Origin of the sequence: Dyella acidiphila, from assembly GCF_014863405.1 — a bacterium.
In the GTDB taxonomy this organism is placed as follows: domain Bacteria; phylum Pseudomonadota; class Gammaproteobacteria; order Xanthomonadales; family Rhodanobacteraceae; genus Dyella_B; species Dyella_B acidiphila.
In genome coordinates, this window is record NZ_JACZZA010000002.1 from 138,447 (window position 1) to 151,103 (window position 12,657).

A 12,657-nucleotide genomic window follows, 5' to 3' on the forward strand; every position below is an offset into this window, starting at 1 on the left:
GGCCTCGGAGAATAAGGAACCGGGCATCTCAGGGATCGCATTTTATCGGACGCCGGCATCTGCCTCAGCGTCATTCCGGTAAAGGCCGGAATCCACGCTTCGCACTCACTAAGGATTCTGGCCTTCACCGGAATGGCGCTGAGGATAAGTCGGACTTTTCCGCATGCGCCGATGCGCCAATCAGAAGACCTTGTAAACCTGCCCGGTCTGCGCCCCTTCCACGCTACGGCTGAAGGCCAGCGCCGCACGCGCCGCCGTCACCGGCTCGAAACCGCGGAAGAACGGCGCATAGGAATCCATCGCCTCGACCAGCACGTTCGGGCTGACCACGTTGATGCGCAGCCCACGTGGCAGCTCGATCGCGGCCGCGCGGGCGAATGCTTCCACCGCGCCGTTGACCAGGCTGGCGGACGTGCCCGCCACGATCGGCTGCTCGGACAGAATGCCGGTGGTAAGCGTGATCGAACCGCCGTCGCGCAAGTGATCCCGCGCCGCCAGGGCCAGATTTACCTGCCCCAGCAGTTTGTCGGCGATGCCCAGCGTATGCAGCGAATCGCCATACAGCGCGGGCTTGAAATCCGCCAGCGGCGCGAAGCTGACCTTGCCCGCCGCGCTGATCACCGCATCCAGCTCGCCGGCCTGCTGCAATCCTTTGCGAATGCTGTCGACGTCGGTGAGATCGATCTGCACGCTGCCGGAATGGCGGCCGGCGGCGATCACTTCATGACGCTGTCCCAATTCGGCCGCCACGGCACGCCCCAGCGTGCCGGAGGCGCCGACCAGCAGAATGCGCAGGCGTCGTTCGCTCATGCTCAGGCCTCTTCCAGCGCCTCGCCCGAAGCCACCGCACCGTTGCTGGTAACCAGCAGACGCGCACGCAGCTCGCGATCGATTTCGTCGGCGATGGCCGGATTGTCGCGCAGGAACTGGCGCACGTTCTCCTTGCCCTGGCCAATGCGATCGCCCTTGTAGCTGTACCAGGCGCCGGATTTCTCCACCAGGCTCTGGGCCACGCCCAGCTCGATGATCTCGCCTTCGCGCGAGGAGCCTTCGCCGTACAGGATCTCGAATTCGGCCTGGCGGAATGGCGGTGCCACCTTGTTCTTCACCACCTTTACGCGCGTTTCGGAGCCGATCACTTCCTCGCCCTTCTTCACCGCGCCGATGCGGCGGATATCCAGGCGCACCGAGGCGTAGAACTTCAGCGCGTTGCCGCCGGTGGTGGTTTCGGGGTTGCCGAACATCACGCCGATCTTCATGCGGATCTGGTTGATGAAGATCACCAGGCAGTTGGATTTCTTGATGTTGGCGGTGAGCTTGCGCAGTGCCTGGCTCATCAGGCGGGCGTGCAGGCCGACATGGGAGTCGCCCATTTCGCCTTCGATTTCGGCCTTGGGGGTCAGCGCGGCAACCGAGTCGACCACCACGATGTCCACCGCGCCGGAGCGCACCAGCATGTCGGCGATTTCCAGCGCCTGTTCGCCGGTATCGGGCTGCGAGACCAGCAGGTCGTCCACGTTCACGCCAAGCTTCTGGGCGTAGCTGGGATCGAGCGCGTGCTCGGCGTCGACGAAGGCGGCGGTGCCGCCGTTCTTCTGGCAGTTGGCGATCACCTGCAGGGTGAGCGTGGTCTTGCCCGAGGATTCCGGACCGTAGATCTCCACCACGCGGCCGCGCGGCAGGCCGCCGACGCCCAGCGCGATATCCAGACCCAGCGAACCGGTGGAAATGGTCTCGATGCTGTCGTCGGTGCGGTCGCCCAGGCGCATCACCGCACCTTTGCCGAATTGCTTCTCGATCTGGCCGAGGGCGGAAGCTAGCGCCTTGCGCTTGTTGTCATCCATCGTCTTGATTCCGGTTCGTAGTGGTCGTGAGCGGCATCTTGCGCCCGTCCCGTCTCAGGGACTGGGATCGATGCAAGCAGTCAGTATCCCACATCGGTCAAGCCGGACCCTTGGGTAATTTCTGCTCAGCCTGTCAGCGTTTCGCGAATGCCGATGAGGGCCGCGGCCACGGTCTGGCGTCGGACCGCTTCGCGATCGCCGGCGAACTGGAATCGCCGGGCATAGGCCGCGCCACCGCGGTGCTGCCAGCTGATCCAGACCGTGCCGACCGGCTTTTGCGGCGTGCCGCCGCTGGGACCGGCCACGCCGGTCACCGCCACCGCCACACCGGCGCCGAAACGCAGCAGTGCGCCGGACACCATCTCCAGGGCGGTTTCTTCGCTGACCGCGCCGAAGCGCTCCAGGGTTTCCCGCTGCACGCCCAGCAGCGACTCCTTCAAGGCATTGCTATAGCTGACCACGCCGCCCTCGAACCAGGCAGAGCTGCCGGCCAGGTCGGTGAGCACCTTGGCGATCCAGCCGCCGGTGCACGACTCGGCGCTGACCAGCATCAGCTGGCGCTGCTGCACCTCCGCAGCGATCCGCACAGCCCATGCCGCCAGCTCGGCGTCGGTAGGAACGGACGACAACTCCATGCGAAACTCCACACTTTCCCGACGCCATCAGTTCGCGGCGCAAGGCGCTTCTTGTACGCCTTCCGCCCCGTGACGCCAAGACTTGACCGCATGAGCCAGGACGACCTCTCACTCCACACCCCACTGATGCGCCAATACCTCGCGGCCAAGGCAGCTCACCCGGACGTGCTGCTGTTTTTCCGCATGGGCGATTTCTACGAGCTGTTCTACGACGACGCACGCAAGGCGGCGCGCCTGCTCGACATCACGCTGACGCAACGCGGTCAATCGGCGGGGCAGCCCATTCCGATGGCGGGCGTGCCCTATCACGCGGTGGAAAATTATCTGGCCAAGCTGGTGCGGCTGGGCGAGTCGGTGGCGATCTGCGAGCAGATCGGCGATCCGGCGCTGGCCAAGGGCCCGGTGGAGCGCAAGGTGGTACGCATCGTCACGCCGGGCACGGTGACGGATGCCGCGCTGCTGGAGGAGCGCCGCGACAACCTGCTGCTGGCGATCGCCGCTGGCGCGCACGGCAGCTACGGCCTGGCCTGGGTGGATCTTTCCAGCGGCCGCTTCCTGCTCAGCGAAGTGCCGAACGCCGAAGCACTGGCCGCGGAACTGGCGCGCCTGCAGCCGGCCGAGACCCTGGTCGGCGAAGACGTGGCGTGGCCGAAGCTGGTCAGCACCCTGCCCGGCCTGCGCAAGCGCCCACCGTGGCATTTCGACAGCGATGCGGCGCGGCGCGAGCTCAACCGCTTCTTCGGCACGCGCGACCTCGGCGGCTTCGGCGTGGACAAGCTGCCGCTGGCGATTGCCGCGGCCGGCTGCCTGCTCGGCTATGTGGAAGAAACCCAGAAAAGCGCATTGCCGCATCTGTCCGGCATGGCAGTGGAAAGCGCCAGCGAAACCATTGCGCTGGATGCCGCCACGCGCCGCAACCTGGAACTGGACACCCATCCCAGCGGCCGCACCGAGCACACCTTGCTCGGCGTGCTGGACGAAACCGTGACGCCGATGGGCGCACGCCTGATGCGACGCTGGCTGAATCGCCCGCTGCGCTCGCGCGAGATTCTGCGCCGCCGCCACCAGGCAATCGGTGCGCTGATCGAAACGCGCCACTACGAGGGTTTGCGCGATCAGCTGCGCGGTATCGGCGATCTGGAGCGCATCCTGGCGCGCGTGGCGCTGCGTTCGGCGCGCCCGCGCGATCTTTCCACTCTGCGCGATGGACTGGCCGCCGCTCCGTCGCTGCGCGAGTCCATCGCCAGCCTGGACAGCCCGCTGCTGCACAGCCTGATAGACCACATCGGCGACCACGCCTCCGTCGCCGCGTTGCTCCAGCGCGCCATCATCGAACAGCCACCGGTGCTGATGCGCGATGGCGGCGTCATTGGCGACGGCTACGACAGCGAACTGGATGAACTGCGCCGCCTGGCTACCCATGCCGACCAATACCTGGTCGAACTGGAAGAACGCGAAAAGGCCGCCAGCGGCATCGCCACGCTGAAAGTCGGCTACAACCGCGTGCACGGCTATTACATCGAAATCAGCAAGGGTCAGGCAGATAAGGCACCCACGCATTACACGCGCCGCCAGACCACCAAGAACGCCGAACGCTACATCACCGAAGAACTGAAAACCTTCGAAGACAAGGTGCTGTCGGCCAAGGAACGCTCGCTGATGCGTGAGCGCGCCTTGTACGAGGCCTTGCTGGACACGCTTACCGAACAGCTCGAACCGCTCAAGCACGCCGCCGCGGCGATGGCTGAACTCGACGTGCTGTGCACGCTGGCCGAACGCGCCGAAGCGCTGGACTGGAACGCACCCGAACTTACCGATGCAGCTGGCATCGCGATCGAACGCGGCCGTCATCCGGTGGTGGAAAAGGTGCGCGAGGAACCGTTCGAACCGAACGACCTGATGCTGGACGACAATCGCCGCATGCTGGTGATCACCGGCCCGAACATGGGCGGTAAATCCACCTATATGCGGCAGAACGCACTGATCGTGCTGCTGGCGCATATCGGCAGCTACGTGCCGGCATCGCGCGCGGTGATCGGCGCGATCGACCGCATCTTCACCCGCATCGGCGCGGGCGACGACCTGTCGCGCGGCCAATCCACCTTCATGGTGGAAATGAGCGAAACCGCCAATATCCTGCACAACGCCACGCCGCAAAGCCTGGTGCTGATGGATGAAGTCGGGCGCGGCACCAGCACCTATGACGGACTTGCACTGGCGCGCGCCGCCGCCGTGCATCTTGCGGCCAGCAGCCGTGCCTATACGCTGTTCGCCACGCATTATTTCGAATTGACCGAACTGGCTTCCGAGTACGGCAGCATCGCCAATGTGCATCTCGATGCAGTGGAGTACGGCGAGCAGTTGGTGTTCATGCATGCGGTGAAGGAAGGTCCGGCCAATCGCAGCTTCGGCCTGCAGGTGGCCGCGCTGGCGGGTCTGCCCAAGGCGGTGATCGCCGATGCACGCCGCACGCTGGCCGAGCTGGAACGCGGCATGCACGCACAAGTGGCCGCGCCGGCTTCCAACCCGGCAGCCCCTGCCTCACCGCAACTGGGATTGTTTGCGACGGCGCCTTCGGCGGTGGAGCGTGCCTTGGACGGCATGGACCTGGATGCCATGACGCCACGCGAGGCGCTTGAGGCGCTGTATCGGTTGAAGGCGCTTTGCTGAGAAATTCGCCGGGACGGCTTGTAGCCTTCTGCAACCGGAATCACTCGGACGGGTAAAAAAACCGTCCGGCCGAATCGTCATTCCGGCCCTCGCCGGAATGACGGCAGGCAGTTACGCCAGCCTGTAAGGGCAGCGAACTTTTCACCGCAACGCAACGTTTGCGGGTTTATCGTTTGGCGCCGCCGCGCGTACGCAGCTGCCCGCGCGTCCATCTCATAGCCAGGGGCTATGGCGAAGATTGGAAAATTCAAATTCACATCCCCCGTACCGACGCCTACATTCGAGCGCAGCGAGCCGACGCCAGCCACTGAGCAAGCCGTATGAGGACCCTGTCATGAGTCGCGATCATCAAGCCCTGTCGATCACGCCCCGTGCCGTTGTTACGGATAACCAGCATAGCCACACCGCCGGCTCGCCATTGATGTCCCCTGCATCAAACACTCGACGCATCGCCCGATGCGATTAGCAAGGACTGTTTCATCTATCCATGTCTGGATCCCAGACCAGGCCAAGTAGCTGGACGCAAACGACCAAAAAGGTGGCGACACATGTCAACCGAATCAAAGTGCCCGTTCAACCATACTGCCGGCGGCGGCACGACCAACCGCGATTGGTGGCCCAATCAGCTCAGTCTGCAAATTCTTTACCAGCACTCGTCCAAGTCCACGCCGATGGATGAGGACTACGACTACGCCGAAGAATTCAAAAAGCTCGACTATGCAGCCCTGAAGAAGGACCTGCATGCATTGATGACCGACTCGCAAGACTGGTGGCCGGCAGACTTCGGCCACTATGGTCCGCTGTTCATCCGCATGGCATGGCATGCCGCCGGCACCTACCGCACCGGCGATGGCCGTGGCGGCGCAGGCTCCGGGCAGCAACGCTTCGCTCCGCTCAACAGCTGGCCGGATAACGTCAGCCTGGACAAAGCGCGCCGCCTGATCTGGCCGATCAAGCAAAAGTACGGCAAGCGCATTTCCTGGGCCGACCTGATCGTGTTGACCGGCAACGTCGCACTGGAATCGATGGGCTTCAAGACCTTCGGTTTCGGCGCCGGCCGCAAGGACGTGTTCGAACCGGATCAGGATGTTTATTGGGGCACCGAAACCACCTGGCTGGACGACAAGCGCTACACCGGCGACCGCAATCTGGAAAACCCGCTGGCCGCCGTGCAGATGGGCCTGATCTATGTGAATCCGGAAGGCCCGAACGGCAACCCCGATCCGATCGCCGCCGCGCGCGACATTCGCGAAACCTTTGCGCGCATGGCGATGAATGACGAAGAGACCGTGGCGCTGATCGCCGGCGGCCACACCTTCGGCAAGACCCACGGTGCAGGCCCCGCCTCCCATGTCGGCCCCGATCCGGAAGCGGCCGGCCTGGAAGAACAAGGCCTGGGCTGGCGCAATACCTATGGCAGCGGCAAGGGTGGCGACACCATCACCAGCGGCCTGGAAGTGATCTGGAGCAACGAGCCGACCAAGTGGAGCAACGGCTTCTTCCAGAACCTGTTCGGCTACGAGTGGGAGCTGACCAAGAGCCCGGCCGGCGCACACCAGTGGAAGCCCAAGGGCGATGCCGGCGCCGGCACCGTGCCGGATCCGCACGACCCGTCCAAGCGCCGCGCCCCGTCCATGCTGACCACCGACCTGTCGCTGCGCCTCGACCCCGCCTATGAAAAAATCTCGCGGCGGTTCTATGAGCATCCGGAAGAGTTCGCCGATGCCTTTGCCCGTGCGTGGTTCAAGCTGACCCACCGCGATATGGGCCCGCGCACACGCTATCTTGGCCCGGAAGTGCCGTCCGAAGAGCTGATCTGGCAAGACCCGCTTCCCGCCGTGGAACACAAGCTGATCGATACACAGGACGCCGCCGCCCTCAAGGCGAAGGTGCTGGCATCGGGCCTGTCGGTTTCGCAGCTGGTATCCACCGCCTGGGCCTCGGCCTCCACCTTCCGCGGCTCGGACAAGCGCGGCGGTGCCAACGGCGCACGCATTCGTCTGGCGCCGCAGAAGGATTGGCAGGTCAACCAGCCGGAGCAACTGGCCAAGGTGCTGAAGACACTCGAAGGCATCCAGGGCGAATTCAACAAGGCCCAGTCCGGCGGCAAGAAAGTGTCGCTGGCCGACCTGATCGTGCTGGCTGGCAATGCCGGCGTCGAGCAGGCGGCAAAAAATGCCGGCGTCAACATCACCGTGCCTTTCTCGCCGGGACGCGCGGATGCCTCGCAGGAACAGACCGATGTGGATTCCTTCGAGGTGCTCGAACCGATCGCCGACGGCTTCCGCAACTATCTCAAGGGCAAATACACCGTGCCCGCCGAGAAGCTGCTGGTGGACAAGGCGCAATTGCTTACCCTTTCCGCACCCGAGATGACGGTGCTGATCGGCGGCATGCGCGCCCTGGATACCAATGCCGACCACAGCAAGCATGGCGTTTTCACCCAGCACCCGGGCACGCTGAGCAACGACTTCTTCGTCAACCTGCTCGACATGGGCACGGAGTGGAAGCCGACGTCCGCGGCACAGGAGACCTTCGAAGGCCGTGATCGCAAGACCGGCGCCGTGAAATGGACCGGTACGCGCGTCGACCTGCTGTTCGGCTCGAACTGCCAGTTGCGCGCCCTGGCGGAAATCTATGCCTGCCCGGATGCGAAGGAGAAGTTCGCGCGTGACTTCGTCGCCGCCTGGACCAAGGTGATGAACCTGGATCGTTTCGATCTGGGGTGAGGTAGATGGCACAGGCTCGATCCGCCGATCGGATCGAGCCCATCCATAAACAACAACGCCGCAGCGCAAGCGCTGCGGCGTTGTTGTTTATGCGCAGGGGAAACTGAAACTCAGGCGGCCATGCCGGGCATTGCGTCTGCGGCATCCTTGTACGGATTCACGGCCATCTCGGCAACCGGATGGGCGGGTGCTGCCGCCGGGGCACGTACCGGCAGGCGTCCGGCATGCACCAGGCGCTGGATGCTCTGCTGCACCTCGCGCTGGCCGAACGGCTTCTTGATGAAGTCGTCGGCGCCGAAGCGCTGCACGTAGAACTGCTCGGTGGCCTGTTGGTTGCCGCTGATCATCACGATCGGGATATGCCGCGTCAGCGGATCGTGGCGCAGCGCACGCAATACGGCAAAGCCGTTCATGCCCGGCAGCACGATATCCAGGAAGATCAGTTCCGGCTGCTCGGCCTTGGCCAGCGCGATCGCGGTTTCACCATCGACCGCCTTCTGCACCGTGTAGCCGTCCTGGCCCAGCATCTTGCCGAGCACCGCACGGATGGTCGGCGAATCGTCGACCACCAGCATGCGAGTGCCCGCGGCGGCCTGCATCGATGTTCCATGCTGGACGGTTTCAGGCGCCGTGCTGCCAAGCAAGCGCTTGAAGAATTCGATCCCGTTCATGGCGTACCCCCAAATCCATTACTGCGTCTGCTTCCACGGACTGCTTATGCAAGGCCGTTCTTTTGGAAGGATCTTCACGCAGATTCATGCGGATTTCTGAGATGCGCTGCTCATGGAAAGTCCTTAAGCCGTCGCAATTCCCGACGTTCCTGCTTGTTTGGCCGCCTCGGCGGGTGGTTCAGGCCCGCCCCGCTCAGCCGGCGCAGCTCCCGCGCCTGCTCGCGGGCAGTGCGGCTGGCCTCGGTTTCGCGATACAGCAGCTGGGCAGCGCTGGCCGGCCCGCGCTGCTCGGCCAGGGCCAGGATTTCCAGCTCGAGCCGCTCCTCGCCGCGGGTAAGCCGCAGCCGGTCGCCGACATGCAAGGTCTTGGACGGCTTGCAGCCGGCATTGTTGACGTCGACCTTGCCGCCATCGATGGCCTGCTTGGCCAGGCTGCGCGTCTTGTACATGCGGGCGGCCCATAGCCAGATATCGGCGCGGACGGCGGCGGGGGCTGCGTGTGTTGCCTGGTTCATCAATGGCATTATCCGATCAATCGACCGGCGGCGCATGCGGGCGCCACACCCAGGGGAAGGCATGATTCTGTACCTGATGGATCTGATCGGCGTAGCCGTGTTCGCCATAAGCGGCGTTCTGGTGGCGGCGCACGTTCACATGGATCTGCTGGGTGGATTCGCCCTCGCCGCGCTTACCGCCATCGGCGGCGGCACCTTGCGCGATGTGCTGCTCAACCGGCATCCGATTTTCTGGATCCGCGATGCACGCTATCTGTGGGTGATCCTGGCCGCCGCCGCGCTGACCATGGTCTATATCGCCTTCCTGCCGCCGCCGGGCAACAGCCTGGTGGTAGCCGATGCACTGGGACTGGCGCTGTTTGCGATCAGCGGCGCGCAGATCGCCGAAGCAAGCGGGCATTCGTTCCTGATCGTAGTGCTGATGGGCGCGATGACCGGCACCGCCGGCGGCATGTTGCGCGATGTGATGAGCGCACGCGTACCGATGATCTTCCAGCAGGACCTCTACGCCACGGCGGCGATCGCCGGCATCGTGGCGTATGTGATCCTGCAGAAGCTGGGCCTGCCGCGCACCGTGGCGGTAAGCGTCGGAGTGCTGGTGATCCTGGGTGTGCGCGTGCTGGCCGTCGTATGGGGCCTGCACCTGCCGCGCCTGAGCAGGTTGGGTTAGCGCAGCGTAACCCAACGTTTTCCGAGCTGTGCGACATCGTTGGGTTGCGCTGCGCTAACCCAACCTACGTAGTAGCAGGTCGCCCAGTGGGATGGTCAGCAGGGACAGCAGGATGCCTGCGCCCAGTACGGCATTGGCCAGCGGCGGATCGAGTTCGTAGTCGTCGGCGAGAATCGCCGCGGAAATCATCGGCGCCATCGCCGCCTGCAATACACCAACCGTCAGGATCAAGCCGCTCACGCCCGCCGCGCGCCCCAGCAGCCAGCACGCCAGCGGCGCCAGCAGCAACTTCCAGCCCAGGCCCCAGGCCAGTGCCGCCGATTGGCCGCGCTCGATGCGGAAGCGGAACTGCATCCCCACCGAAAACAGCGCCAGCGGGGTCAAGGTGCTGCCCACCGGTGCAAGTACGCCATGCACAGGTTCAGGCCATCCGCCCAGCAGGCCGGCGACGATGCCGACGATCAAGGCCACGAACGAAGGAAAGGTGAGCACACGGCGGATGATTGCGCCGGCATCCGGACTGCGCCCCGCATAGATCGAAGCGACTACCACGCCGGCCGAGGCAAGCAGTGGAAAGCAGCCCAGTTGGTCGGCCACGACCGCCAGCGACAGGCCTTGCTGGCCATGCAGGGCCAGCATCATCGGATAACCCATAAACGAGGTATTGCCCAGTCCACAGACCAGCACCAGCGCGCCGATGCGCCCTCGCGACCAGCCCAGCCGCGCTCCCAGTACGCCAAACAGCAGCCACGCGCCGCCGAACACGATCACCATCGCCGCCACCGGAAACCATAACTGCGCATCGAACTTCACGCGCGGGATCAGGTCCAGCACCAGCGCCGGCAAGGCTACGTTGATCACCCACCAGTTGATGCCCGGCACGATGCCGGCTGGCGGATTCGCCCAGCGCGCCACCACCATGCCCAGCGCCAGGCAGGCAAACAAAAGCAGCAGCGCGCTCATCGTTTCCCTCAAAAACAAAGGCGGCCGCAGTATAGCGGCCGCCTTTGTCGGTACTTCGTGTGATGCCTGGATCAGCCCAGCAGCACGCGATTCAAACGTTGCACAAAGGCTGCCGGATCCGGCAGCTGCGCACCCGCCGCAATCTCCGCTTGCTCCAGCAACAGGCCGGCAAGATCCCTGGCCTTGGCTTCGTCGTTTTCCGCCTCGACGCGCTTGAGCAGTGCATGCTGCGGATTGATCTCCAGCGTCGGTTTGTTCGACGGCATGTCGTGACCGGCCTCGCGCAGCAGGCGCGCCAGATGCGGTGCCATTTCATAGTCGGACAAAGCCAGGCACGTAGGTGAATCGGTAAGGCGCGCGGAAACCCGCACGTCGCCCACGCGATCGCCCAGCAATTCCTTGAGCTTCTTCAGCAGCGGCTCGGCCGCCTTGCTGGCCTCTTCCTGCTGCTTCTTGCCCTCTTCGTCCAGCGGCAGCTCGCCCTTGGCCACGTTGCGCAGCTTCTTGCCGGCGTATTCGGTCAGGCTGCCGATCATCCATTCGTCGATGCGATCGAACATCAGCAGCACTTCAATGCCTTTGGCCTTGAATGCCTCCAGCTGCGGGCTGCCGGCCGCCGCGGCATAACTGTCGGCGGTGATGTACCAGATCTCGTCCTGGCCCACCGCCATGCGGCCCAGGTAATCGTCCAGCGACACCTTCTGCGCGCTGCCCTCGCCCTTGGTCGAGGCGAAGCGCAGCAGCTTGGCAATGCGCTCGCGGTTGGCGTGATCTTCGGCAATGCCTTCCTTCAAGGTGTTGCCGAAGGCCTGGTAGAAGGTCTCGAATTTCTCGGGTTCGTCCCTGGCCAGCTTTTCGATCAGGTCGAGCACGCGCTTTACGCAAGCCGCCTTGATGCGCTCCAGCTGGCGGTTCTGCTGCAGGATTTCGCGGCTCACATTGAGCGGCAGATCATCCGCATCGACCACACCGCGCACGAAGCGCAGGTAGTTGGGCAGCAGTTCTTCCGCCGCATCCATGATGAAGACGCGCTTGATGTAGAGCTTGAGCCCCTTGCGCTCGTCGCGCACGCCCATCATCAACTCGAACGGCGGCTGCGCCGGCAGGTACAGCAGCGTGGTGAAGCTCTGGCTGCCTTCCACCCGGTTGTGGGTCCAGGCCAGCGCATCGTTGAAATCGTGGCCGAGCGACTTGTAGAAGCTCTGGTAATCCTCGTCGCTGATGTCGCTCTTGGGCTTGGTCCACAGCGCGGAAGCGGCGTTGACGGTTTCCCATTCGTCACTGGGCTTGTCGTCCTTTTCCTCCGGCATGCGGATCGGGAAGGCGACGTGATCGGAATAGCGGGTGATCAGCGAACGCAGCTGCCAGCGCTTGAGGAATTCGTCCTCGTCGGCCTTCAGATGCAACACCACCGCCGTACCGCGCTCGGGCAGTTCCACCTGTTCCAGCGAATACTCGCCCTTGCCGTCGCTCTCCCACTTCACGCCTTCACCCGCGGCCACATCGGCACGGCGGCTGAGCACGGTGACCTTGTCGGCGACCACGAAGGCCGAATAGAAGCCCACCCCGAACTGGCCGATCAGGCGCGCATCGCTCTTCTGCTCGCTGCTCATCGCTTCCAGGAAACGGCGAGTGCCGGAGCTGGCAATGGTGCCGATATTGGCCACCACTTCGTCACGGCTCATGCCGATGCCGTTGTCACGCACGGTCACCGTGCGTGCATCCGGGTCCCAGCTCACGTCGATATGCAGCTCGGCATCGCCGGCCAGCAGTTCGGGCTTGGCGATGGATTCGAAACGCAGCTTGTCGCAGGCGTCGGAGGCATTGGAAATCAGTTCGCGCAGGAAGATTTCCTTGTGCGAATAAAGCGAGTGCGTGACCAGGTGCAGTACCTGGGCTACTTCGGCTTCGAATTTGCGGGTTTCGGTGGTTGTGGTCATGGTCTGGTCGGAAAGGTCAG

Annotated in this window: 10 protein-coding genes; 3 read left to right on the forward strand and 7 right to left on the reverse strand. The window is 64.1% G+C overall.

From position 1 onward, the window contains the following. Positions 1–180: 180 nt before the first annotated feature. The 3 genes from IGX34_RS05065 to IGX34_RS05075 all read right to left on the reverse strand — a co-directional run bounded on the left by IGX34_RS05065 (position 181) and on the right by IGX34_RS05075 (position 2,479). Complete coding sequence (locus tag IGX34_RS05065) at positions 181–795, reverse strand: short chain dehydrogenase (protein WP_192554950.1); 615 nt, start codon at positions 793–795, stop codon at positions 181–183. A gap of 17 nt (positions 796–812) precedes the next feature. Next, entirely contained in the window at positions 813–1,844 is a 1,032-nt protein-coding gene (recA, locus tag IGX34_RS05070; RefSeq protein WP_192554610.1) for a recombinase RecA, read from the reverse strand. 125 nt (positions 1,845–1,969) lie between these two features. Next, positions 1,970–2,479, reverse strand: a complete 510-nt coding sequence (locus IGX34_RS05075; protein WP_192554611.1) for a CinA family protein — start codon at positions 2,477–2,479, stop codon at positions 1,970–1,972. Between the two features lie 90 nt (positions 2,480–2,569). On the opposite strand from IGX34_RS05075, the gene mutS reads away from it, so the two are divergent. Together mutS and katG are read left to right on the forward strand one after the other, a co-directional pair. Beyond that, positions 2,570–5,149: a DNA mismatch repair protein MutS gene (gene mutS, locus IGX34_RS05080; protein WP_192554612.1), complete on the forward strand. Its 2,580-nt coding sequence runs from the start codon at positions 2,570–2,572 to the stop codon at positions 5,147–5,149. 548 nt (positions 5,150–5,697) lie between these two features. Next, positions 5,698–7,878, forward strand: a complete 2,181-nt coding sequence (gene katG / locus IGX34_RS05085) for a catalase/peroxidase HPI (RefSeq protein ID WP_192554613.1) — start codon at positions 5,698–5,700, stop codon at positions 7,876–7,878. Positions 7,879–7,988: 110 nt separating this feature from the next. Here the strand turns inward: katG and IGX34_RS05090 are convergent, their stop codons facing one another. Beyond that, a complete protein-coding gene (locus IGX34_RS05090; protein WP_192554614.1) occupies positions 7,989–8,549 on the reverse strand; it encodes a response regulator in 561 nt (186 codons plus the stop codon). A gap of 110 nt (positions 8,550–8,659) precedes the next feature. Then, the gene (locus IGX34_RS05095) at positions 8,660–9,064 is read right to left on the reverse strand and encodes an RNA-binding S4 domain-containing protein (RefSeq protein WP_425598772.1); all 405 of its coding nucleotides are present in this window, start codon (positions 9,062–9,064) and stop codon (positions 8,660–8,662) included. A 61-nt stretch (positions 9,065–9,125) separates the two neighbouring features. On the opposite strand from IGX34_RS05095, the gene IGX34_RS05100 reads away from it, so the two are divergent. Next, the gene (locus IGX34_RS05100; protein ID WP_192554616.1) at positions 9,126–9,734 is read left to right on the forward strand and encodes a trimeric intracellular cation channel family protein; all 609 of its coding nucleotides are present in this window, start codon (positions 9,126–9,128) and stop codon (positions 9,732–9,734) included. A gap of 54 nt (positions 9,735–9,788) precedes the next feature. Here the strand turns inward: IGX34_RS05100 and IGX34_RS05105 are convergent, their stop codons facing one another. Further along, positions 9,789–10,697 carry an AEC family transporter gene (locus tag IGX34_RS05105; protein ID WP_192554617.1) on the reverse strand — a complete coding sequence of 303 codons (909 nt, stop codon included), beginning with the start codon at positions 10,695–10,697 and terminating at the stop codon, positions 9,789–9,791. 71 nt (positions 10,698–10,768) lie between these two features. Continuing rightward, positions 10,769–12,637, reverse strand: a complete 1,869-nt coding sequence (gene htpG, locus IGX34_RS05110) for a molecular chaperone HtpG (protein WP_192554618.1) — start codon at positions 12,635–12,637, stop codon at positions 10,769–10,771. Positions 12,638–12,657: the final 20 nt, after the last annotated feature.

What these genes read in the sequence shown, in the direction of transcription:
- recA (WP_192554610.1), bottom strand. Translation starts at nt 1,844, where the DNA reads ATGGATGACAACAAGCGCAAGGCGCTAGCTTCCGCCCTCGGCCAGATC.
- htpG (WP_192554618.1), bottom strand. Translation starts at nt 12,637, where the DNA reads ATGACCACAACCACCGAAACCCGCAAATTCGAAGCCGAAGTAGCCCAG.
- katG (WP_192554613.1), top strand. Translation starts at nt 5,698, where the DNA reads ATGTCAACCGAATCAAAGTGCCCGTTCAACCATACTGCCGGCGGCGGC.
- IGX34_RS05090 (WP_192554614.1), bottom strand. Translation starts at nt 8,549, where the DNA reads ATGAACGGGATCGAATTCTTCAAGCGCTTGCTTGGCAGCACGGCGCCT.
- IGX34_RS05095 (WP_425598772.1), bottom strand. Translation starts at nt 9,064, where the DNA reads ATGAACCAGGCAACACACGCAGCCCCCGCCGCCGTCCGCGCCGATATC.
- IGX34_RS05105 (WP_192554617.1), bottom strand. Translation starts at nt 10,697, where the DNA reads ATGAGCGCGCTGCTGCTTTTGTTTGCCTGCCTGGCGCTGGGCATGGTG.
- IGX34_RS05075 (WP_192554611.1), bottom strand. Translation starts at nt 2,479, where the DNA reads ATGGAGTTGTCGTCCGTTCCTACCGACGCCGAGCTGGCGGCATGGGCT.
- IGX34_RS05100 (WP_192554616.1), top strand. Translation starts at nt 9,126, where the DNA reads ATGATTCTGTACCTGATGGATCTGATCGGCGTAGCCGTGTTCGCCATA.
- mutS (WP_192554612.1), top strand. Translation starts at nt 2,570, where the DNA reads ATGAGCCAGGACGACCTCTCACTCCACACCCCACTGATGCGCCAATAC.